The organism is Nocardioides houyundeii, assembly GCF_002865585.1.
Lineage (GTDB): Bacteria > Actinomycetota > Actinomycetes > Propionibacteriales > Nocardioidaceae > Nocardioides > Nocardioides houyundeii.
Window position 1 is genome coordinate 142,215 of record NZ_CP025581.1, and the last position, 20,263, is coordinate 162,477.

The 20,263-nt window shown below is 73.1% G+C and carries 18 protein-coding genes; 9 read left to right on the forward strand and 9 right to left on the reverse strand.

Annotation, left to right across the window (positions count from 1 at the left end; genetic code table 11):
• Nucleotides 1-77: 77 nt before the first annotated feature.
• The 3 genes from C0R66_RS00715 to C0R66_RS00725 form a co-directional block, all read right to left on the reverse strand.
• Complete coding sequence (locus C0R66_RS00715) at nucleotides 78-830, reverse strand: AI-2E family transporter (RefSeq protein WP_158647809.1); 753 nt, start codon at nucleotides 828-830, stop codon at nucleotides 78-80.
• Nucleotides 827-1,306, reverse strand: a complete 480-nt coding sequence (locus tag C0R66_RS00720) for a hypothetical protein (RefSeq protein ID WP_101523066.1) — start codon at nucleotides 1,304-1,306, stop codon at nucleotides 827-829. The genes C0R66_RS00715 and C0R66_RS00720 overlap by 4 nt, the downstream gene beginning before the upstream one ends.
• Before the next feature lie 121 nt (nucleotides 1,307-1,427).
• Entirely contained in the window at nucleotides 1,428-1,724 is a 297-nt protein-coding gene (locus tag C0R66_RS00725; protein ID WP_101523067.1) for a hypothetical protein, read from the reverse strand.
• 145 nt (nucleotides 1,725-1,869) lie between these two features.
• On the opposite strand from C0R66_RS00725, the gene C0R66_RS00730 reads away from it, so the two are divergent.
• Together C0R66_RS00730 and glmS are read left to right on the forward strand one after the other, a co-directional pair.
• The gene (locus C0R66_RS00730; RefSeq protein ID WP_241901526.1) at nucleotides 1,870-2,112 is read left to right on the forward strand and encodes a hypothetical protein; all 243 of its coding nucleotides are present in this window, start codon (nucleotides 1,870-1,872) and stop codon (nucleotides 2,110-2,112) included.
• Nucleotides 2,113-2,134: 22 nt separating this feature from the next.
• On the forward strand, nucleotides 2,135-3,940 hold the full coding sequence (gene glmS, locus C0R66_RS00735) for a glutamine--fructose-6-phosphate transaminase (isomerizing) (protein ID WP_101523069.1): 1,806 nt from the start codon (nucleotides 2,135-2,137) through the stop codon (nucleotides 3,938-3,940).
• A 159-nt stretch (nucleotides 3,941-4,099) separates the two neighbouring features.
• Here the strand turns inward: glmS and C0R66_RS18490 are convergent, their stop codons facing one another.
• A complete protein-coding gene (locus C0R66_RS18490) occupies nucleotides 4,100-5,671 on the reverse strand; it encodes a hypothetical protein (RefSeq protein WP_158647810.1) in 1,572 nt (523 codons plus the stop codon).
• Nucleotides 5,672-5,855: 184 nt separating this feature from the next.
• Between C0R66_RS18490 and C0R66_RS00745 the strand changes: the two genes are divergently transcribed.
• The gene (locus C0R66_RS00745; protein ID WP_101523070.1) at nucleotides 5,856-7,313 is read left to right on the forward strand and encodes an NAD-dependent succinate-semialdehyde dehydrogenase; all 1,458 of its coding nucleotides are present in this window, start codon (nucleotides 5,856-5,858) and stop codon (nucleotides 7,311-7,313) included.
• 3 nt (nucleotides 7,314-7,316) lie between these two features.
• Here the strand turns inward: C0R66_RS00745 and C0R66_RS19800 are convergent, their stop codons facing one another.
• Both C0R66_RS19800 and C0R66_RS00755 read right to left on the reverse strand, forming a co-directional pair.
• On the reverse strand, nucleotides 7,317-8,039 hold the full coding sequence (locus C0R66_RS19800) for a TetR/AcrR family transcriptional regulator (protein WP_277869145.1): 723 nt from the start codon (nucleotides 8,037-8,039) through the stop codon (nucleotides 7,317-7,319).
• A complete protein-coding gene (locus C0R66_RS00755; protein WP_101523071.1) occupies nucleotides 8,024-8,740 on the reverse strand; it encodes a pirin family protein in 717 nt (238 codons plus the stop codon). Before C0R66_RS00755 ends, C0R66_RS19800 begins: the two co-directional genes overlap by 16 nt.
• A gap of 17 nt (nucleotides 8,741-8,757) precedes the next feature.
• Here C0R66_RS00755 and C0R66_RS00760 point away from each other — a divergent pair, with 17 nt between their 5' ends.
• From C0R66_RS00760 to C0R66_RS00780, 5 genes are read left to right on the forward strand one after another with little or no spacing between them, the layout of a single operon-like run.
• Complete coding sequence (locus C0R66_RS00760) at nucleotides 8,758-10,125, forward strand: GH1 family beta-glucosidase (RefSeq protein ID WP_101523072.1); 1,368 nt, start codon at nucleotides 8,758-8,760, stop codon at nucleotides 10,123-10,125.
• A 36-nt stretch (nucleotides 10,126-10,161) separates the two neighbouring features.
• Entirely contained in the window at nucleotides 10,162-11,217 is a 1,056-nt protein-coding gene (locus C0R66_RS00765) for a sulfotransferase family protein (protein ID WP_101523073.1), read from the forward strand.
• A complete protein-coding gene (locus C0R66_RS00770) occupies nucleotides 11,207-12,196 on the forward strand; it encodes a glycosyltransferase family 2 protein (RefSeq protein ID WP_241901527.1) in 990 nt (329 codons plus the stop codon). The genes C0R66_RS00765 and C0R66_RS00770 overlap by 11 nt, the downstream gene beginning before the upstream one ends.
• The gene (locus tag C0R66_RS00775) at nucleotides 12,193-14,031 is read left to right on the forward strand and encodes a hypothetical protein (protein ID WP_101523074.1); all 1,839 of its coding nucleotides are present in this window, start codon (nucleotides 12,193-12,195) and stop codon (nucleotides 14,029-14,031) included. Before C0R66_RS00770 ends, C0R66_RS00775 begins: the two co-directional genes overlap by 4 nt.
• Complete coding sequence (locus C0R66_RS00780; protein ID WP_101523075.1) at nucleotides 14,031-15,647, forward strand: glycosyltransferase family 2 protein; 1,617 nt, start codon at nucleotides 14,031-14,033, stop codon at nucleotides 15,645-15,647. Before C0R66_RS00775 ends, C0R66_RS00780 begins: the two co-directional genes overlap by 1 nt.
• Nucleotides 15,648-15,659: 12 nt before the next feature.
• Here the strand turns inward: C0R66_RS00780 and C0R66_RS00785 are convergent, their stop codons facing one another.
• The 3 genes from C0R66_RS00785 to C0R66_RS00795 all read right to left on the reverse strand — a co-directional run bounded on the left by C0R66_RS00785 (nucleotide 15,660) and on the right by C0R66_RS00795 (nucleotide 18,582).
• Complete coding sequence (locus tag C0R66_RS00785; protein ID WP_101523076.1) at nucleotides 15,660-16,400, reverse strand: PIG-L deacetylase family protein; 741 nt, start codon at nucleotides 16,398-16,400, stop codon at nucleotides 15,660-15,662.
• Between the two features lie 63 nt (nucleotides 16,401-16,463).
• Nucleotides 16,464-17,633: a MarP family serine protease gene (locus C0R66_RS00790; protein WP_101523077.1), complete on the reverse strand. Its 1,170-nt coding sequence runs from the start codon at nucleotides 17,631-17,633 to the stop codon at nucleotides 16,464-16,466.
• A 46-nt stretch (nucleotides 17,634-17,679) separates the two neighbouring features.
• Nucleotides 17,680-18,582 (reverse strand): SCO6745 family protein, encoded by a 903-nt coding sequence (locus C0R66_RS00795; RefSeq protein ID WP_101523078.1) that lies wholly within the window; start codon nucleotides 18,580-18,582, stop codon nucleotides 17,680-17,682.
• A gap of 60 nt (nucleotides 18,583-18,642) precedes the next feature.
• On the opposite strand from C0R66_RS00795, the gene C0R66_RS00800 reads away from it, so the two are divergent.
• Nucleotides 18,643-20,241, forward strand: a complete 1,599-nt coding sequence (locus C0R66_RS00800; protein ID WP_101523079.1) for an arylsulfotransferase family protein — start codon at nucleotides 18,643-18,645, stop codon at nucleotides 20,239-20,241.
• Nucleotides 20,242-20,263 lie beyond the last annotated feature (22 nt).

Sequence of the window (20,263 nt, forward strand, 5' to 3'; positions counted from 1 at the left end):
ACAATAGAGTGAGCACGCCGATTCCCGTCCGCTATGTGATGCACATCACACACCGGACGGTCCGCGGCGGCGGTGCCTCAGGTGGCGGTGGGGGGTCGCTCCTGGGCGGCCAGCTCCAGCTGCTCCCGGCTGTAGCGGTACACCGCGGTGTAGACCGCGAGCGCCGGCACCGCCAGGAAGGTGCCGATGATGCCCGCCAGGGACCCGCCGGCCGTGACTGCGAGGATCACCAGCGCCGGGTGCATGTCCAGGGTCCGTCCCACCAGGATGGGCTGCAGGACGTTGCCCTCCAGCTGCTGGACGATCAGCACCAGGATCACGACGATGATCGCGCTGGTCAGGCCGTTGGTGACCAGCGCGACCAGTGCGGCCAGCACCCCGGTCACCAGGGCGCCGAGGATCGGGATGAAGGCACCGAAGAAGATCAGCACCGCGAGCGGGAGCGCGAAGGGGATGTCGAGCACCAGCAGTCCCGCCCCGATGGCGACGGCGTCGATCAGGCCGACGAGCGCCTGGGCCCTGATGAAGCCGCTCAGCGCCGTCCAGCTGCGCAGGGCCATCTCGGCCGTGTGCGTGGAGCTGTTGGGGCCGACCAGGCCGCTCATCCACGGGATGAACTTGTTGCCGTCCTTGAGGAAGAAGAAGCAGAGCACCAGTGCGATCAGCGCGGTGACCAGGAGGGAGCTGGCGGTGGAGACGCCGGACAGGACGCCCCCGGCGATGGAGCCGGCGTTGCCCTGGAGCTCCTCCACGAACTTGTCCACCCCCTGGTCGATCTGGCTCGAGCTGACGTTGAAGGGCTCCTCGGAGAGCATGTCCTGCACCTTCACGACCCCGTCCGACGCGGCGTCGACGACCTCCCCCACTGGCCCGAGACCTGGGGGGCCAGGGCGAAGCCGAGAGCGACCAGGGCGCCGATGCCGGCCAGCAGGGTCAGGCCGGCGGCCGCCGCCGCGGGCATGAAGCGCCGCAGGAACCCGGCCACCGGCGCCAGCACCGTGCTCAGCAGCAGCGCGAGGAGGATCGGGAGCGTGATGTCCCAGACCTTGCCGAGCACCCAGAAGAAGACCAGCAGGGCGGCACTGACCAGCAGCAGGCGCAGGCTCCAGGTGGCTGCCCGTCCGCCGAATCGGTCCAGGACCGCACCGCGGTAGTCCGGCGGTGCCAGCGGCGGGACGGTCTCCGCCTCCGGCGGCGGCGCGTGCTCCGGCGCCACCGCAGCGGGCGGCTCGTCGGCGGTGCGCGCCCGCTTTCCGGCGGGCTGGTCCTGCGGGCTCGACGTGGTCGATCGCTGTCTGTTGAACATGGTGCTCCTGATCCCCGGTATGAGGTTGTGAGGCTATCCCTCGCCGCTCACACACCAAGAGAGGTGGCGTCCGACCTGTCGTGGCGTGGTACCCCGCACAGGAGGCCTCAAACCAGCCGGGTCATCCCCGCGACGCCCAGGAGAAGGCGACCAGGATCCCCAGGGTCAGCGGGAGCAGCACCAGCCACATGACCGCGTCGGACCAGTGCAGGCGCCAGCCGGCGAGCGGCATGACCACTCCCAGCACCCCGACCGTCACGGCGAACACCCGTGCCGCGCCGCCACCCTCGAGGGCGCCGTAGACGATCAGCGCCAGCGCGATCACCACCATGCCGACCGCCAGCCGCTCGAGGACCAGCCCTTGGAGCGCCCTGGCCGCTGCGGTGACGGTCGATTCCTCGGATTCGGGGGTGCTCATGGCCGCACCCTAGCCAGCCTCCGTCCCTCGGGCCGGGAAGGCGCCGGGCCGGTTCCTGCCCGATTTCGGGCAGGAATGCGACAACGGGGGGTGGCGAGGCGCATGATTTCTGGGTGCACAGCCCCGGGCCGACGTGGAAGCGTTGGTGGACCACCTGGTCTCGACCTCAGGACTCACCGAGTCCGAGGTGCGCCGCATCGTGGGCGACGTGCTGGCCTTCCACGCCGAGACCGTGGAGGCGCTGGTGCGTCGCCGGCACGCCGAGCTCAAGACGTACGGCGCGAAGAACGACCAGATCTTCCCGCTGCTGGCCGCCGAGCTCAGGACCCGGGTGGTGGCGGCACCGGCTCTCACCGAACGTCAGCTGCGGCGCATCGTCTACGGCTGACCCCTCTCTGGAAGGCAAGCTCATGTGCGGAATCGTGGGATATCTCGGACCTCAGGATGCGGTGCCGATCCTGCTCGAGGGCCTGGCCCGGCTCGAGCACCGTGGCTATGACTCCGCCGGTCTGGCGGTGCTCACCGACGCCGGGGCGGTGCGGGTCGCCAAGCGGGCCGGCCGGGTCCGTGACCTGGCGGCCGGACTGCCCAAGCGCTTCGCCGGCCACCTCGGCATCGGCCACACCCGCTGGGCCACCCACGGGCCTGCGACCGACGCCAACGCGCACCCCCACACCGACGCCTCAGGACGGGTGGCGGTGGTGCACAACGGCATCCTGGACAACGCGGCCACCCTGCGCGCCCGGCTGGCCGAGCGGGGCGTGCCGCTCACCAGCGACACCGACACCGAGGTGCTGGCCCACCTGGTGGCGGCCGCTACCGCCGACACCCTGGAGGAGAAGGTGCGCCAGGCCCTCGGCCAGGTCGAGGGCACCTGGGGCCTGGCGGTGCTGCACGCCGACCACCCCGGCGAGATCGTGGTGGCCTGCAACGGCAGCCCGCTGATCCTGGGCGTGGGCAACGGCGAGATGTACGTCGCCTCCGACCTGGCCGCGCTGGTGCGGCACACGACCCGCGTAGTGATGCTGGAGGACGGCGAGCTGGCCACCGTGACCGCGGACGGCTTCACCACCTCCACCGGCAAGGGCGCCCAGGAGATCGACGTCGACCCGGACTCCTACGAGGCCGGCGACCACGAGTCCTTCATGCGCAAGGAGATCAGCGAGCAGCCGTCTGCAGCGGAGAGCGTGCTGCGCGGCCGGCTCGACGAGCGGTTCGGCACCACCCACCTGGGCGGGCTCAACCTGGACGCCCGGGAGAGCCGGGCCGTGCGCCGGGTCAAGATCCTGGGCTGCGGGTCGTCGTACTACGTGGGGCAGATGGGGGCCGGCCTGATCGAGGAGCTCGCCCGGGTGCCCGCGGACGCCGAGCCCGCCAGCGAGTTCCGCTACCGCAACCCGATCATCGAGCTCGACACCCTCTACGTCGCGGTGAGCCAGTCGGGGGAGACCGTCGACACCCTGCTCGCCGTGCAGGAGATCCGGCGCAAGGGCGGCCGGGTGATCGGCCTGGTCAACGTGGTCGGCAGCGCCATCGCCCGCGCCTGCGACGGAGGCATCTACCTGCACGCCGGGCCCGAGGTGGCCGTGGCGAGCACCAAGGCGCTGACCAACATGTTCCTCGGCTTCGCGCTGCTCGCGCTCCAGCTCGGCAGGGTCCGCGACCTCTCGGTGGCCGACGGCAGGCGCCTGGTCGCCGCCCTGGAGCAGCTGCCCGGGAAGATGAAGGAGGTGCTCGACACCGAGCCGCAGATCGCCGAGATCGCCCGCGAGCTGTCCCGGGCGGAGTCGTTGTTCTTCGTCGGCCGGGTGCGCGGCTACCCGGTCGCCCGGGAGGGGGCCCAGAAGTTCAAGGAGATCACCTATCGCCACGCCGAGGCCTACCCGACCTCCGAGCTCAAGCACGGCCCGCTCGCCCTGATCGCCCCGGAGGTGCCCACGGTGGCGATCGTGCCGGCCGACGAGCTGACCGAGCGCAACATCGGGGCGCTCCACGAGATCGCAGCCCGGGGCGGCCCGCTCGTGGTGGTCACCCACCCCGAGGTCGACCTGACCGGGCTGGACGTCCGACGGATCGACGTACCGCGCAGCGAGGTCGAGCTGGACCCCGTCCTGCTGACCATCCCGCTGCAGCTGCTGGCCTACCACGCCGCCCAGGAGCTGGGGCTGGACATCGACAAGCCGCGCAACCTGGCGAAGTCGGTCACCGTCGAGTAGCGGGTCCAGGCGGCGCGACAGCCCGGCTGCGCCGGCCGAAGAGGGGGAGGAGCCGGGCGTACCCCCATGTCACGCCCGGCCCTCTGCGTCAAAAGTACGACGGCCCGCGGTCGGACCCCGGACTTGTTGCAGCGCACGCCAGGTCTGGTGGAATTCCGGTCACGGTGTCACGCGGGGACCGTCGTCCAGCAGCCACCGCGCCGTGGCGGAAGTCTCAGCATCGGTGCTCGGGTGCTGGCCCGACGCGATCTCACCCAGGACCGGGTTCCCGGCCAGCGCCAGTGCGGCCAAGGCACGCACGCCGTACTGGGGCAGCGGGGAGAGGAACGGGGCGACCGCATCGAGGGGGACCGGGCGCCCGCTGTGGGCCAGCACCAGCGCGGCGACGAGTCCCTGGGGCTCGGGCCCCACCCAGTCGCCGACGTGCGGAGCGGCGTCCGGGGAGCGCATGCGCATCAGCAGCCACGGGGCCACGGTCCGCGTCGTCTCGTCCGAGATGTCGTCGTGCAGCGCGGCGACGTGCCGGACCACCGAGTCGGCGAACGGCAGGCCGCTGAGCATCAGCACCGCGGGGAACTCGCGCGACATGCGGGGGTCGTAGAGCGCCTCGAAGAGCAGGCGGGCGAGCACGGGCTGCTCGGGGATCCCCTGCTCCTCGGTGATCCTGCGGGCCACGTCGAGGGCAGCGGTGTGGTGGATGTTGCGTCGGCTCGACGTCCACTCCGCCGGCTGGCGGATGGGGGCGGGAAGCGGCTCCCCGATCCGCGCCAGCACCCGGTGGCGCTGCTCGGCGGGCAGGACGCGCACCAGGTAGGCGAGGTTGGCGCGGCGCCAGGAGCCGGGCTCGCTCTCCAGGTAGGAGCGCCCCACCGGCTCGGTCAGCACCTCCCACGCCGAGCTGGGCAGACCGTTGACGGTGCTGGCCTGGGCCAGCGCGGTCACGACGCCCTCCAGCAGCGAGGGGGTCCCGTCGAGTCGCCGGCTCAGCTCGGTCAGCAGCCGCTCGCTGGGCTGCTCGCCCAGGGCGCGCGCCAGGTCCAGCAGCGGTGGCGCGGGGACCTGGTCGAGCAGCTCCAGGCCGATGTCCAGCACGATGTCGCCGTAGCGGCTGCAGCGCAGCAGCGACAGCGCCTCGTAGCGGGCGGCCATGCCGATCCCCACGCTGCGCCGTACCTCGCTGGCCAGCGGCCGGATCGCCGTGCGCGCCAGCCCCTCGGGCAGCGCCACCACGTCGGGGTGGCTCAGCACGTCGGCGAAGGCCAGCCACTGCTCCCCGCTGACCGGTCCGGCGAGCACCGGTTCCACCGCGGCGGTGACGGCGGCCAGGGTGGTCGGCGCCGGCTTGCGTCCGGGGTCCTGGCCGGTGCCGCGGCACAGCACCTCGATCGGCGCCCGCAACGACGTGGGCGCCAGGCCCAGCACCTGCTCGTAGCCGTCGACCAGGGCGCCGGAGCGCACCCGGCCGGCCTCCAGCCGGCTCAGTGTCGACTCCGACGCCGCGATGCCCAGCTTGCGCAGCGCCACCACCAGCTCGCGCAGCCCGACGTCGTCGCGGGTCTCCTCGCCAGCGGTCAGCCGGGAGACCCTCAGCATCCAGCCGACCCGGGTGCCGACGTCGATCGCGGCACCGTTCAACGGCGTCCGGTCGACCAGGGGAGAGGGCGGACGTCCCCGCCGGGCAGCCTCCGCAGGCATGCCGCTCTCTGGGCTCTGCGCCCGAAGATCTCCCATGGCGCGGACTCTAGGCTGGACGTCGTACGCCGGGACCGGCTGATCGTGAAGTTGTGCGGGAAATGACCAGACCCCTTGCTGCATGGGGTCAGCAAGGGGTCTGCGAGGCAGAGACTACAGCGCTTCACCGGCCCGCGATCGGGTACCTGAGTGTTTTACCAACGTGTATGGACCAGGAGGCGACATGGCGTCGAACGCCGTCGGGATCGAAGGACTTCCCACCCAGCTCTTCGTCAACGGGAAGTGGCGCGACGCCGCTGACGGACGCCGGCTGACCGTCGACGACCCGGCCGACGGATCGGCGCTGGTCGAGGTCGCTGACGCGAGCGTCGACGACGCCCGGGAGGCGCTCGACGCCGCGGTCGCGGCACAGCACGCGTGGGCGGCGACGGCCCCGCGCGAGCGCGCCGAGCTGCTGCGGGCGGCGTACGAGCTGGTCAACAGCCGGGCCGAGGACTTCGCCCGGGTGATCAGCCTGGAGATGGGCAAGCCGCTCGCCGAGGCGCGCGGCGAGGTGCTTTACGGCAACGAGTTCCTGCGGTGGTTCTCCGAGGAGGCGGTGCGGGTGCACGGCCGCTGGATGCAGAACCCCGCCGGCGGCTCCCGGCTGCTCACGATGAAGCGGCCGGTGGGGCCGTGCCTGCTGATCACGCCCTGGAACTTCCCCCTCGCCATGGGCACCCGCAAGCTGGGGGCCGCGCTGGCCGCGGGCTGCACCGCCGTGGTGAAGCCGGCCAGCCAGACCCCGCTGACGATGCTGCTGCTGGCCTCGGTCCTCGACGAGGTGGGCGTCCCGGCCGGTGTGGTCAACGTGGTCACCACCAGCTCCTCCGGCGAGGTCGGCGAGGCGCTGATGGCCGACGACCGGCTGCGCAAGGTCAGCTTCACCGGCTCCACCGCGGTGGGCAAGACCCTGGTGCGCCAGTCCGCGGACAACCTGCTGCGGGTCTCCATGGAGCTCGGCGGCAACGCGCCTTTCCTGGTCTTCGAGGATGCCGACCTGGACGCGGCCGTCGAGGGCGCGATGGCGGCCAAGATGCGCAACATGGGCGAGGCCTGCACCGCGGCCAACCGGTTCCTGGTGCACGAGTCGGTGGCGCAGGAGTTCTCCGAGCGGCTCGCGGCCCAGATGTCGGCGCTCTCGGTGGGTCGCGGCCAGGACGACGGGGTCGAGGTGGGTCCGCTGATCGACGAGAAGGCCAGGAACGGCGTCTCCGCGCTGGTCGCCGACGCCGTCGACGACGGCGCCCGGGTGCTGACCGGCGGCGAGGTGCCGCAGGGTCCGGGCTGGTTCTACCCGCCGACCGTGCTGGTCGACGTACCGGAGGACTCGGAGATCAACCGGGAGGAGATCTTCGGTCCCGTCGCCCCGGTGACCTCGTTCCGCACCGAGGAGGAGGCGATCGAGCGGGCCAACTCCAGCGAGTACGGCCTGGTCGCCTACGCCTACACCCGCGACCTGACCCGCGCCCTGCGGGTCAGCGAGGCCCTCCAGTTCGGCATGGTGGGCCTCAACACCGGGGTCGTCTCCAACGCCGCAGCCCCCTTCGGCGGAGTCAAGGCGAGCGGCTTCGGGCGCGAGGGCGGCTTCGAGGGTATCGAGGAGTACCTGGACGTCAGCTACGTCGCGATCCCGCTCTGAGGATCACGGACGCAGGGTTCGGGCGACCAGCTCGTGCAGCTCCTCGGTCAGCTGCGCCTCGGACACGTCCTGGTCGACCATGGTGCTCAGGCTCAGCGCGAAGCCGTGACTGGCCAGCAGCAGGGTGCGTGCCAGGACGCCGGGGTCGCCGGGACGGACCTCGCCGCAGCCCTGGCCCTGCGCGATCCGGGCCGTCAGCGCCTCCAGGATCGCCTGCTGGCTGCGCCCGCGGCGGGTGAGCAGGTAGGGCAGGAGCAGCTCCGGGTCCAGCTCGATGATCCGCACGAAGAGCTCGTTCTCGCGCAGCAGCCCGATCATGGAGACCACGCCGTCGGCGATGGTGCCGTCTCCGACGGCGTCCGCCACGACCACGCCCCACTCGCGCGTCATCAGGTCGGCCATCAGCGCCGCCATGTCGCTCCACGCGCGATAGATCGTCATCCTGCTCACCCCGGCCCGGCGCGCCACCTCGGTCAGGGTGGTGCGGCGCCACCCGACGTCGAGGATGCAGGCCCGGGCGGCATCGAGGAAGGGATCGTGCCGGGGGTCGAGCCCCGCTTTCGTCCGCGGCGGGGCCTGGGCAGCCCTCAGCTCAGCTCCGGAGGGGGGTGACCAAGTGACGTCATCCGGGCTGACACCTGAGCACGTGGACCCCCTGGTCGCAATCCTGGGCGGCGGAGCACCTTCGCCCCGACGGTGAGTCCCGAAGGCTACGGCAGCGTCCACAGCAGCACCACGGCCTCGGTGACGGCCAGGATCTGCAGCTGCTCGAAGGCGTCGTCGCCGGACTCCTCCACCGTGCGCAGGGCGTCGCCGGACTCCAGGGTCACCGGCTCCACGCTGATCGGCGTCCTGACTCGTACCGTGCCGCTGGCCACGAACAGGTGGTGCCGCGGGCCGGGCGGCACCGGGTGCGACGACCCGGGGTCCAGGGTGCCCACCCACAGGGTGGCGCCGGCCGTGCCGACCGGCACCTCGGCACCCTCGCCCGCGACCGCCACCAGTCCCGGTCCGGCCAGCCCGGAGGCGACGAAGCGCGAGGGCGGCTCGCCGGGCTCGTCCGGGGTCAGCCACGACTGCACGAAGCGGGTGGGCTCCGAGGAGGTGTCGGCGAACTCGGCGTGCCGGATGCCGCTGCCTGCGGACTGGACCTGCACGGTCCCGGCGGGGAGCAGCGACCGGTTGCCCAGCGAGTCGGTGTGCACGAGCTGGCCCCGCAGCACCCAGGTGACGAGCTCGACGTCGGCGTGCGCGTGGTCGGCGAAGCCGGCGCCCCAGGAGAGCCGGTGGTCGTCGTGGGCGACGAGCGCGCCGAAGGAGACGTTGTCCGGGTCGTAGTGCTTCCCGAACGCCAGGGAGTGGTACGTCACCCGGTCGTCGCGCCGGCTCGCAAACCTTTCGGAACCGGCGTACACGCGCATCTTCATGCCGCTATCGTCTCCGGGTGACCAGCGACCGCTCGACCCGGGGGGGCGGTGAGTTCCCGCTGCTCCCTGCGGGCTTCCGTTTCGGCACCAGCACGGCTGCCTACCAGGTGGAGGGCGCGGTGGCCGAGGACGGCCGCGGCCCCAGCGTCTGGGACACCTTCTCCCACCTCGAGGGCACCATCGCCGACGGCTCGACCGGCGACGTGGCGAGCGACCACTACCACCGGTTCGAGGAGGACGTCGCGCTGATGGCGCGGCTGGGCACCCGGGACTACCGCTTCTCGATCTCCTGGCCGCGGATCCAGCCCACCGGGACCGGCCCGGCCAACCCAGCCGGGCTGGACTTCTACGACGCGCTGGTCGACCGGCTGCTCGAGCACGGCGTCCAGCCGATGGCGACGCTCTACCACTACGACCTGCCGCAGGCGCTGCAGGACGACGGCGGCTGGCTCAACCGGGCCACCGCGGACCGCTTCGGCGAGTACGCCGCGATCGTGGGGGAGCGCCTCGCCGACCGGGTCGAGCACTGGGTGCCGATCAACGACCCCAACGTGGTGACGATGCTGGGCTACGGCGACGGGCGGCACGCGCCGGGGCAGACGATGCTCTTCGAGGCCCTGCCCGCGGCCCATCACCTGCTGCTGGGCCACGGCCGCGCGGCGGCGGCGCTGCGCGCCGCAGGGGCCCGGAGCGTCGGCTGCGCCAACAATCACTCCCCGGTCTGGCCGGCCAGCGAGGACGAGGCCGACACCGGGATGAGCAAGATCTTCGACCAGATGTGGAACGGCCTCTTCCTGGAGCCGATGCTGCTGGGCCGGTTCCCCGTCGACCTCGCGCCGCTGCTCGAGGACGTGGTGCAGACCGGCGACATGGCGACCATCCGTCAGCCGCTGGACTTCTACGGCGTGAACTTCTACTACCCGCTGCGAGTGGGCGCGGCGCCGGAGGAGCAGGAGAACCCCTTCCAGTTCCTCGACGTGCTCGGCTACCCGACCACGGACGCCGGCGCGCCGGTCGTCCCGGACAGCCTGCGCGAGTGGCTCATCGTCTTCCGGGCGCGCTACCGCGCCGCCCTGCCGCCGATCTACATCACCGAGTGCGGAGCGGCCTTCAACGCCGGACCTGACGAGGACGGAGTGGTGGACGACCAGCCGCGCATCGACTTCCTCGACGCCCACCTGCGGGCGGTCGCGGAGGCGGTCAACCGAGGCGTCGACGTGCAGGGCTTCTACGCCTGGTCGCTGCTGGACACCTTCGAGTGGACCAAGGGGCTGAGCCAGCGGTTCGGGCTGGTGCACGTGGACCACGAGACCCAGGTGCGCACCCCCAAGAGGTCCTTCCAGTGGTACGCCGACATGATCGCCTCGCAGCCGACAGACGGTTGAGCAGCAGCGCCGGCCCCGCGCACTAGGCTGACCCGCATGAGTGCGCCCAGCAGTGCCCGCCGCGTCGTCTACGTCGTCGGCTCGGGCCGAAGCGGCACCAGCACGATGGCCGGCACGCTGCGCACCCTGGGCCTGCACGTGCCGCAGCCCGAGGTCGCCGCGGACAGCACCAACCCCAAGGGATTCGGCGAGCCGCAGTGGCTGGTCGACCTGCACGACGAGCTGCTCAAGCGCTCCGGGGTGCAGGTCTCCGACGCCCGGCCGCGGGCCTGGCTGGAGGCCGGCAAGGTGAGCGCCGACCACGCCCTGCGCGAGCGGGTCACCGACTGGCTGGCCAGCCAGCTCGAGCAGAGCGACGAGCTGGTGCTCAAGGACCCTCGTGCCGCCTGGTTCCTCGGGCTGTGGCGGGCGGCCGCCGAGCGCTCCGGCGCCGCCACGTCGTACGTCACGATGCTCCGGCCGGTCACCGAGGTGGTGGGCTCCAAGCAGAAGTACTACGACGCCCGCCAGGGCGGCGTGACCCGCACCGCGGCCTGGGTCAACATGATGCTCGGCACCGAGCGGGCCACCCGCGGCGAGCAGCGCGCGTTCGTCCGGTACGCCGACCTGCTGGACGACTGGACGGTCCCGGTCTTCGCCCTCGGGGAGCAGTTCGACCTGCACGCGGTGAAGACCGCGATGGCCACCGACATCGCCGCGGTGCACAGCTTCATCGACCCCTCACTGCGCCGCGTCACGCTGACCTGGGACGACGTGCAGGTCCCCGCCCCGCTGCGCGAGCTCGCCGACCAGACCTGGGCCGTGCTCGACGCCATGGCGCAGCCCGGCGGCGACACCGCCGCCGCCCACGAGACCTGCGACCAGCTGCGGGTCGCCTACGGCGAGATGTACGACGAGGCCGAGGCGTTCGCCGCGTCCAGCGTGCTGGCGGCGCGCCGCGAGGGGCTGCGCGAGGGCGTGCGCCAGGCCCGCGAGGAGGGCGGTCAGCAGCTGGCGGCCCGGGCCGCGGACCACGTCCCGCACGCCGTCCGCGCCCTGGTCCCGCCGGCCGCCCGCAGCAGGATCCGTAAGGTCATCGGGCGTGAGCGCTGATCCGTCCCGGCAGGTGCCTGACATCGCCTGCCTCGAGGGCCTGCCCGAGTACGACGTCACCTGGCCCTGGCGCGCCCCGGACGGCGGCAGCCGGCGGCTCGCCCCCGGCCTGACCTGCGTGTTCCGGGTGCGCGACGAGGCTCGCAACCTGCCCTGGGTGCTGCCGCCGGTCCTGGACGCCGTGCAGCACGTGATCGTGGTCGACAACGGCTCGACCGACGGCACCGCTGAGGTGGCCCGCGAGATCGCGGAGTCCCGCGGCGCCGGAGACCGGCTGACGTCGCTGAGCTACCCGCACCGGGTGAGCCGCGCGGGCGGGGAGCACCTGGCCACCCCCGCCACGTCGGTGCACTCCCTGACCCACTTCTACAACTGGTCCTTCAGCCACGTACGCACCGCCTACTCGATGAAGTGGGACGGCGACATGGTGCTGACCCCCGAGGGGTCGGCGATCCTGCGGGACCTGAGCTGGCAGCTGGAGGCCGCCTCCGCGATCGTGGCGATGCCCCGGCACCCGTTGACCGTGGTGGACGAGTCCACCGGCTGGCTGGACCTGAGCCTGCGGTTCCTGGAGCCGTGGATCTATCCCACCGGCCCCGAGACCACCTTCGTGAAGGCCTTCGACTGGGAGCTGCGCGAGCAGCCCGCGGGGGCGGAGCGGATCGTGCTGCCGCAGGGACTGGTGGTCGAGGTGAAGTGGCTCGACGCCGACGAGTTCGCCCACTGGCGCACCGAGGGCGTCGACTTCACCACCACCCGGCTCTACCGCAAGCTGCGGGAGTTCGAGGTCGACCAGGCGATCCGCGAGGGCCGGGCCGCGGAGCTGGGCGGGCTCACCAAGGTGACCGCGCCTCCCGGGGTGCACATCATCGACCACGTGACCCGCACCTGGCTGCGGGAGCAGCCTCGGCCCCTGGTCACGCACAGTCTTCCGGCCTCCCTCCGGGAGCGGGCCCCGCGCGAAGGAGCGTCTCGATGACCCATCCGCTGGACAGCTTCTTCGAGAACGCCGCGGCGCCGGTGCTGCTGATCGCCGCCGACGACCCGGTGGTCGGCGCGCTGCCGACGGGGTTCGACGGCTCCATGCTGGCGCTCTCCCAGGTCACTCCCGGCGCGGTGCACAAGGGCGGCTGGAAGACGGTCCTGCTGGTCGCCTCCGACCGCGGTGCGCTGCGGCAGGCGGCCTCGCTGGTGCCCCGGCTGGGCCAGTGCCGGGTCGTCGGGGTCTGGCTCAGCCAGGGGCTCAGCCCGCTGCCGCTGCTGCCCCGGGCGGAGTGGCCGCCGCTGTCCAGCCTGCACGGCCGGCGCCTGGGCTCGCCCGAGGAGGACGAGGGAGTCCTCACCGTGGCCCGGTTCGAGGCTCCGGTGGGCGCCCACCAGGTGCTCAAGGAGATGGCCCGCCAGGCCGTGCCCGGCGTCGACACCACCCAGCAGGGCGTGGTGCTGGCCTATGCCGGGCGCCCGCCCGCGCCCGGGCTCGACGTACGCGCGCTGCGGCTGGCCGACGTCGCCGAGGCCGGCGACGCCGAGCGGGACGTGCCCCCCGACGTGGTCCTGGTGCCGGAGGCACCGGTGGACGTGGTGCCAGAGCCGCCGGTCGCGGACGAGGCGCCGGCCGCCCACCACGTGATCGACCGGGCGCCGGCGGTGGTGTGCTCCCCGCTGGACCCGGTGGACGAGCAGGTCTACAACCCGATCGACTGGCGCAAGACCTGGGACCTGCCGCTGGTCGACCTGCGCAGCCTGGCACCTGGTCCCTGCTGCATCACCGAGTCCGTGGTCGCCCGGGCCCGGGCACACCAGGGGGTGCAGCTCGACCTCGGCTCCGAGGACCCCCAGCACGTGCTGCGGCTCGCGATGGCCGGCGTACCGCTGGTGGCCTCGGGGCGGCAGCCGCGCCTGGACGGCGAGCTGGAGCGGGCCATCCTGGAGCGACCCGACCTCGATGACCCGCTGGCCCGCGAGGAGCACTCGCTGCGGGTGCGGCGGCTGACCTTCGACCGGCACTCCACGCTGGCCTGGCGCCGGTCCCTGGCGCCGTCGGACAGCGGTGCCCCCCGCCATCCCGGACTGCCGCCGGTCAGCCTGCTGCTGCCCACCAAGCGCCCCGAGCAGCTGGAGTTCGCGCTGGGCCAGGTGGCCCGCCAGCGGGGCGCCGACATCGAGCTGGTGCTCGGCGCGCACGGCTTCGCCGTCGACCGCGCGCGGGTCGCCGAGCTGCTGGGCGAGGTGCCGTTCACCCTCCTGGAGTTCGAGGCCGACGCGTTCTTCGGCGACGTGCTGACCGCGCTCACCCACGCGGCCTCGGCGATGCTGGTGATGAAGGTCGACGACGATGACTGGTACTCCCCGGACGCGGTGCACGACGTGCTGATGGCCCGCCGGTTCTCCGGGGCCGACGTGGTGGGCATGCCCAGCGAGTTCGTCTACCTCGCCGAGCCCGACCTCACCGTGCGGCGCAACCACCCCTCCGAGCGGTTCAGCCGGTTCGTCGCCGGCGGCACCACCCTGCTGGACCGCACCCTGCTCTCCGCGCTGGGCGACTTCCGCCGGGTACGCCGGTTCGTCGACACCCAGCTGCTCACCGCGGTGGAGGCGGCCGGCGGCCGGATCTACCGCACCCACGGGCTGGGCTACGTGCTGCACCGCGCGTCGGGGGGACACACCTGGGAGCGCGACGCCCAGGAGTTCCGGCGGCCCGACATCATCGACACCGAGTGGTCCGGCTTCCGGCCCAGTCGTGCCATGGAGCTCGACAGCGAAGTCGAGGCTGAAGTCGAGGCCGGGGCCGGGCGCAGCGTGGGGCGCGTCTGATGCCCCGCCAGCCCCTGGTGCGGCACAACGACTACCGCTCGCTGCAGCCCCCGGCGCTCGGCACCTGGGAGCCGCGGCTGTCGGTGAGCATGATCGTCCCGGCGTACAACTACCACCACACGCTGCCCTACGTGCTCGCCGCGTTGGCCGGGCAGAGCTACCCCGCGCACCTGCTCGAGGTCGTGGTGGTGGACGACCAGAGCACGCCGCCGCTGACGCTGCCCGAGGTGCGCCCGGACAACACCCGCATCGTCCGGGTCGAGTCCGGCTGGGGGCGGGCCAACGCCTGCCACCTCGGCGCGACGAGCAGCGACGGGGACGTCCTGCACTGGTACGACGCGGACATGCTCGCCCACCGCGAGGAGGTGGAGGCGCACATGCGCTGGCACCACCTCATCGACTACGCGGTGCCCGGGGGAGACAAGCGGTTCGTGGACCCGGCCTGGCTGCTCGGTCAGGAGCCCGCGGTGATCCGGGACCGGGTCGCGGCCGGCGAGGCGGGGGAGTTCTTCCCCGACTGCGTGCACGAGGAGCACGGCTGGGTGGAGGGCTACTGGAAGCGCACCGCCGACCTGGCGCTCGCCGGTCCGCGGGCCCAGCGGGTGCACATCGGGATGACCGGGTCGGTCACCCGGGCGCTCTACCAGGCCTCCCGGGGGTTCGACCCCGAGCTGCGCCTGGGGGAGGACATGGCGCTGGGCCACGAGCTGGCCCAGGTCGGGGGCGTCTTCGTGGTGGACCGGCAGGCGATGTCCTGGCACCTGGGCCGATCGCAGGTGCTGCGACGGGCCGAGCAGGTCAACCGCTACAACGACCCCTACCTGGCCAACCTGGTGCCGGCGATGCGGCCCAAGCGCCGTAAGCACGGGCGGGCCTACGAGCGGCCCTACCTGGAGGTGGTCGTCCCCGCCGGAGCCGCGCTGGCCGGGCCGGGGGCCGAGCAGCCCGCGGACGGCGTGGTGGCGTGCGTGGACGCCCTGCTGGACGCCGACTTCACCGACCTGCGGGTGGTCCTCGTCGGCGACTGGGACCAGGTGCACGAGGAGCGGACCCAGCCGGTGGAGGACCCGACCCTGGAGCTGCGGATCGTGCACCGCTCCTACCGGGGCGAGCCCCGGGTGCACCTGGTGACCAGGGTGCCCGAGGAGACCGACGCGGAGTTCCGCCTCTTCCTGCCCGACACCTCCCAGGCCCCGGAGCCGCACGCGCTCCAGCGGCTCCTGGACGACCTGGAGCGCACCCACCACGGTCGGCGGCTGGTGCGCTATCCCGGCGGCGCGGTGGCGCGCCTGGACCGGATCGCCGCCCTGGCCCGGGTGGCTCGTGTCGCGGGTCCCGAGGACGACCCGGCCGACCTGATGGACCAGTGCTTCGGCACCGCGTCGTACGACGCCGCGCAGGTCGGCTTCGTGCCGACCGCGCAGCGCGAGCTACCGCGTTTCGTGCTCAAGCCGAAGGCGGCGGTGTCGCCGGAGGAGTCCCGCGCGATCCTGCTCGGGCAGATGTCACGCCCTCCGGCCGAGGCGCCAGCCGGACCACCGGTCTCCGACCAGGCCGATCACCGGCCCGCGAGCCGGACGGCTCCGCGCACCCGCTCCTGGCGCCGCAGGGACTGAGCAGCCCCGACGTCACGCCGGCGGCGCGTGCAGGTCGTGCGCGCGGAAGTGCACGGCGTACGGCACCCCCAGGCGGCGGCCCTGGGCGGCGGCCATCTCGGTGAGCATCGGCCGCGGCGGCGGGTGTCCGGGGATTCCGGCGAGGTACTGCTGGTGGGACTCCAGCGAGGTGATGCCGCGCTCCAGCGGGTCTCCGGTGACGTCGACCCCGTGCGTGGGCCGGGAGTCGCCGCTGACCAGGAGCCAGCGGGTGGACCACGGCTCCAGGCCCTCGGCGATCAGGTCGGGGAAGACCCACCGGTTGGCCGCGTCTCGCACCGCGTCGGCAGCGGCGAGGCCGGCGACGCGGTGGTCGGCCTGGTTGAGCCTGCCGGCGATCTCGACCTCCCAGCTCCCGACCACCACGGCGTCGGGCCGGTGGCGGCGGATCTCGCGGGCGATGTCGCGCCGCAGGTCCAGGGAGTACTCCAGCACCCCGTCGGGGTAGGGCAGGAAGTCGACCTCGCTCACCCTGACGGCCGTGGAGCCGACGATCTGCTCGGCCACCCGCAGGTCCGCGGTGCGGTCCGGGGTGAGGGCGTCCATCCCCGCCTCGCCGCGGGTCAGCAGGAGGTAGGCGACCTGGATACCGCGGCTGGTCCAGGCGGCCACCGCCGCGGAGGTGCCGTACTCCAGGTCGTCGGGGTGGGCGACCACGCACAGCACCCGGGCGAAGGCGTCGTCGTCGAACTGTGCCAGCGGGTCGTCGACCATCGGGCGAGCGTAGGCAGCAAGGAGGCGGATCCGCCACCCCCAACTGCCCCAGCCCCTGCTGACTCAGTCGTCCCGGGAGCAGGGGGCGGCGTCCGCGTCGGGCTCCAGGGAGCGACGCAGGGGCTCGGCGACCTGCTTCCGGGTGAGGACGTAGCCCGTTTCCTTGTCCACCCGGGAGGAGGCCACCACGACCCCGAGCGCGCGGCCGGCAGGTGTCACCAGGGGGCCGCCGGAGTCGCCGCCGCGGATGTCTCCGCGCACCGAGTAGGCGTCGTGCTCCTCGCGGTGGTCCCGCCAGATGTCGCTGGACTGCCAGGGCCCCTGGTCGCGGACCCGGGCCGGGGCGACCGTCAGCGGGCCGTTGTCCGGGTAGCCGATGACCGCGGCGGGGTCACCGTGCACCGCGTCGGTGAAGCGGAGGACCCGGCCCTTCAGCCCCGGTACGGCGAGCACGGCGACGTCGTGCCGGGCGTCGCAGACCACGACCGTGGCGTCGAGGAGCCCCTGGTCCGTCTCGACGCCGATGCGGCGGGAGTCGGGCACCACGTGGGCCGCGGTCATCACCCGCTCGGGGGCGACCAGGAAGCCCGATCCCTGGTGCCCCATGACCTCCCCGTCGGCCAGGATCCGCCAGACGGACCGGGCCGCTCGCCGCACTCCCGGTCGGCTCACCACGTCCTCGGGTGGCGCGGCCACCGGCACGATGTCGACCGCGGTGAACACGTCGACGTACCGGGGGAAGTCGGAGCCGCGGCCCAGGTGGGCGAACTGCTCCACCAGTCGGCTGCTGAGGGGGAGGTGGACGTCGTTGAGCGTCCGCAGCGCCACCGACCGGTTCGCCGCACCCGCGACGCTGGACACGTTCGAGCCGGCCAGTGCCAGGCCCAGCATCCAGCTGACCCCGAGCGCCGCGACGATGCCGAAGACCAGCCCGCCGGGGTGGTCGAGCCACGGCCGGGGATGCCAGTTGATCCGGGTGCGCAGCCGGTGCTCCAGCCGGACCGCCAGAATGCGTACGCCGACCGCGCTGGCGCCGACGATGACCAGGGCCGCGAGGGCGACCCAGACCGAGAGCCCGACGTCCTCGAGCACGATCGGTGCCAGCACCAGGCCGAGCGCGGTGCCCAGCATCAGCCCCGTGTAGCCCCACAGTGCCCGCACCAGGCCCTCGGACCAGCCGAGGGCGGCGACCAGCAGGACCGCGGCCAGGATCAGGGCGTCGACGGGGTTCACCGGGGTGCCGTCCCGCCGCCTGGTGTCGTCCCGCTCCGTGAGGTGCTCAGCGTCCGGCGGTCAGGTCGGGGATCAGTCCGCTGCCCAGGGCCGCGTCCCGCAGCGGGGCAGCGAGCTCGGCCACCCGGCGGGTGCCGTCGAGGCCCAGGTGCTGCCAGCCTTCCAGCGCCAACCGGTCGGTCTCCTTCTCCAGCGCCTTGCGGAAGGCCACGCCCTCCTCGGTGAGGCGGTCCTCGGCGACCAGGCCCCGGTCCGCCAGCCGCTGGGTCCCGGCGTTCCACTCCTCCTCGCTCCACCCGCGGCTCGCCCGCATGAACCCGGTGGTGCCCGCGAAGAGGCCGTTGAGCACGATCGACTCGACCGGGTCCAGGCCGGCGCGCAGCAGCACGGCGACGTGGCCGTCGCCGCGGTGCTCGCGGATCAGGGTGCTCGCGTGCCAGAGCGCCAGGCCGGGCTCCTCGGGCCAGTCCAGGCCCGCGTGGGCGGCGTACAGCGGGCGGCCGTGGAGGGTGAGGCCGGCGCAGACGGTGCGGGTGAGCTCGAGGAGCTCCGCGACGTCGGTGTCGCCGACGACCTGCGCCATCAGCTCGGACATGCCGTCGTGCCGAGCCTGCAGCACCTGCTCCGGCGAGGCCGCCTCCCAGGAGGAGGGCAGAGCCTTGTCCAGCAGCCAGGGGGCGAAGACGTAGAAGGTGGCGGTCGGCACCTCGGGGCCCACCGGGCCGAACGCGGCGGAGCGGGCCGCGAAGTAGCTCAGCCGGGGGCGAAGCCCCAGGTCGACGTACTTCGCGGTCACGGAGGGGGCGAAGTAGCCCAGGATGTGCAGCACCTCCAGCGACCACCAGGCGTGCCGGGACGCCTTGGTCAGGTCTCGCGTGGGGTCGGCGGCCAGCTCGCCGGGCTGGGCGTCCGTCGGGGTGGCGCTCGTCAGGTCGGTGGACGCAGTCATGGACGGCAAACTATCGCGCAGAGGCTGTCCGTGGGGGTGCTCGATGGCTAGGTTCGCTCTGTGGCACCGACCGGGGAGGACGACGAGGCCGCCCGAGGGGTGACCCGGCGGGCCTGGTTGGGCTACGCGTCAGCGGCGGCCGGCGGGGTGGTCCTGGGCGCTGGCGGCACGGCCGCCGGGTTCGCCCTCGCCGGGGACTCGGACCGCGATGGGGACTCAGCAGGCTCTGAGGAGTCCTCGGACGCGCCTGACGCGGGGGCTGCCTCGGGCACGGCGGAGCCGAGCGACCCCGAGCCGCGGCGCTACCTCAGCAACCAGCTCGTCGCCCCCGACGTCTCGGTGGAGACCACCGGAGCGGTCGCGGCCGGCCTGCTCTTCACGGGCGGCCGGATGTCGGTCTTCCAGGGAGCGATCCTGGACAACGACGGCGAGCCGGTGTGGCTGGAGCCGGATGGCCGGGGGGTCGCGGACCTGAAGGTGCAGACCTATCGGGGCAGGCCGGTGCTGACCTACTGGGCGGGCAACGTCTTCGAGGGCTGGGGCACGGGGCAGGGCGTCATCCTGGACGACCGCTACCGGGAGGTCGCGACCGTGCGCACCGGTCACGGCGTGGCCGCCGACCTGCACGAGTTCACCCTGACCGACCGCGGTACGGCGCTGCTGGTCTCCTACCCGACCATCCCGTTCGACCTGACTCCGGTCGGGGGCCCGGCGCAGGGCTGGCTGCTCTCCAACCGGGTGCAGGAGGTGGACGTCGAGACCGGCGAGGTGCTGCTGGACTGGGTGGCCGAGGAGCGGCTCGACCTGACTGAGACGCACGAGAAGCCGGGCGGCACCCGCCCCGGGGACTCCCCGGCCGGCGCCTTCGACGCGTGGCACGTCAACTCCGTCCAGGCGCGCGGGAACGCACTGCTGCTGGGGTTCCGGCACTCCAGCTCCCTGGTCCTGGTGGACCGCCGCAGCGGCGAGGTGCGGTGGCGTCTCGGTGGCGAGCGCAGCGACTTCGAGGTGGCCGAGGACGCCCACTTCGGCTACCAGCACGACGCCCGGTTCCTCGACGGCGGAGCGGACGGCACCACGGTGACGGGGCGGCTGAGCGTCTTCGACAACAACGGCCGGATCGGCACCACGGGCCGCAGCTCTTCGGGGCTGCTGCTCGACGTGGACGAGTCGGCCCGCACGGTCCGCCTGGTACGCCGGTACACCCGCGGCGACCGGTTCTCCGGGGCGATGGGGAGCATGCAGGTGCTCGACGACTCCCACGTCCTGGTGGGCTGGGGCACCGATCCCTCGGCCACCGAGTTCACTCCCGATGGGCAGGTGGTCCAGGAGGTGACCGGGTTGGCTGGCGGCTCCTACCGGGTCTACCGGCACCGGTGGACGGGTCGGCCGGACTCGGCGCCCGACGTGGCGGCGGCGCTGGACGAGGCCGGACTCACCGTGCACGCCTCCTGGAACGGCGCCACCGGTGTCGCCCGCTGGCGGGTGCTGGGCGCGGACGACCCGGACCGGCTGCGCCCGCTCAGCACCGGCAAGCGCACCGGCTTCGAGACCACGCTGACGGCGAAGCCCGTCGAGCACGTCGCCGTGGCGGCGCTCGACGCACGGGGCCGCGAGCTGGGTCGGTCCCGGACCGTGCGGGTACGCCGCCCGCGTTGACCCGGCCGCTCGCGGTGCGGGG

What these genes read in the sequence shown, in the direction of transcription:
- C0R66_RS00720 (WP_101523066.1), bottom strand. Translation starts at nt 1,306, where the DNA reads ATGTTCAACAGACAGCGATCGACCACGTCGAGCCCGCAGGACCAGCCC.
- C0R66_RS00725 (WP_101523067.1), bottom strand. Translation starts at nt 1,724, where the DNA reads ATGAGCACCCCCGAATCCGAGGAATCGACCGTCACCGCAGCGGCCAGG.
- glmS (WP_101523069.1), top strand. Translation starts at nt 2,135, where the DNA reads ATGTGCGGAATCGTGGGATATCTCGGACCTCAGGATGCGGTGCCGATC.
- C0R66_RS18490 (WP_158647810.1), bottom strand. Translation starts at nt 5,671, where the DNA reads ATGGGAGATCTTCGGGCGCAGAGCCCAGAGAGCGGCATGCCTGCGGAG.
- C0R66_RS00745 (WP_101523070.1), top strand. Translation starts at nt 5,856, where the DNA reads ATGGCGTCGAACGCCGTCGGGATCGAAGGACTTCCCACCCAGCTCTTC.
- C0R66_RS00755 (WP_101523071.1), bottom strand. Translation starts at nt 8,740, where the DNA reads ATGAAGATGCGCGTGTACGCCGGTTCCGAAAGGTTTGCGAGCCGGCGC.
- C0R66_RS00765 (WP_101523073.1), top strand. Translation starts at nt 10,162, where the DNA reads ATGAGTGCGCCCAGCAGTGCCCGCCGCGTCGTCTACGTCGTCGGCTCG.
- C0R66_RS00775 (WP_101523074.1), top strand. Translation starts at nt 12,193, where the DNA reads ATGACCCATCCGCTGGACAGCTTCTTCGAGAACGCCGCGGCGCCGGTG.
- C0R66_RS00780 (WP_101523075.1), top strand. Translation starts at nt 14,031, where the DNA reads ATGCCCCGCCAGCCCCTGGTGCGGCACAACGACTACCGCTCGCTGCAG.
- C0R66_RS00785 (WP_101523076.1), bottom strand. Translation starts at nt 16,400, where the DNA reads ATGGTCGACGACCCGCTGGCACAGTTCGACGACGACGCCTTCGCCCGG.
- C0R66_RS00795 (WP_101523078.1), bottom strand. Translation starts at nt 18,582, where the DNA reads ATGACTGCGTCCACCGACCTGACGAGCGCCACCCCGACGGACGCCCAG.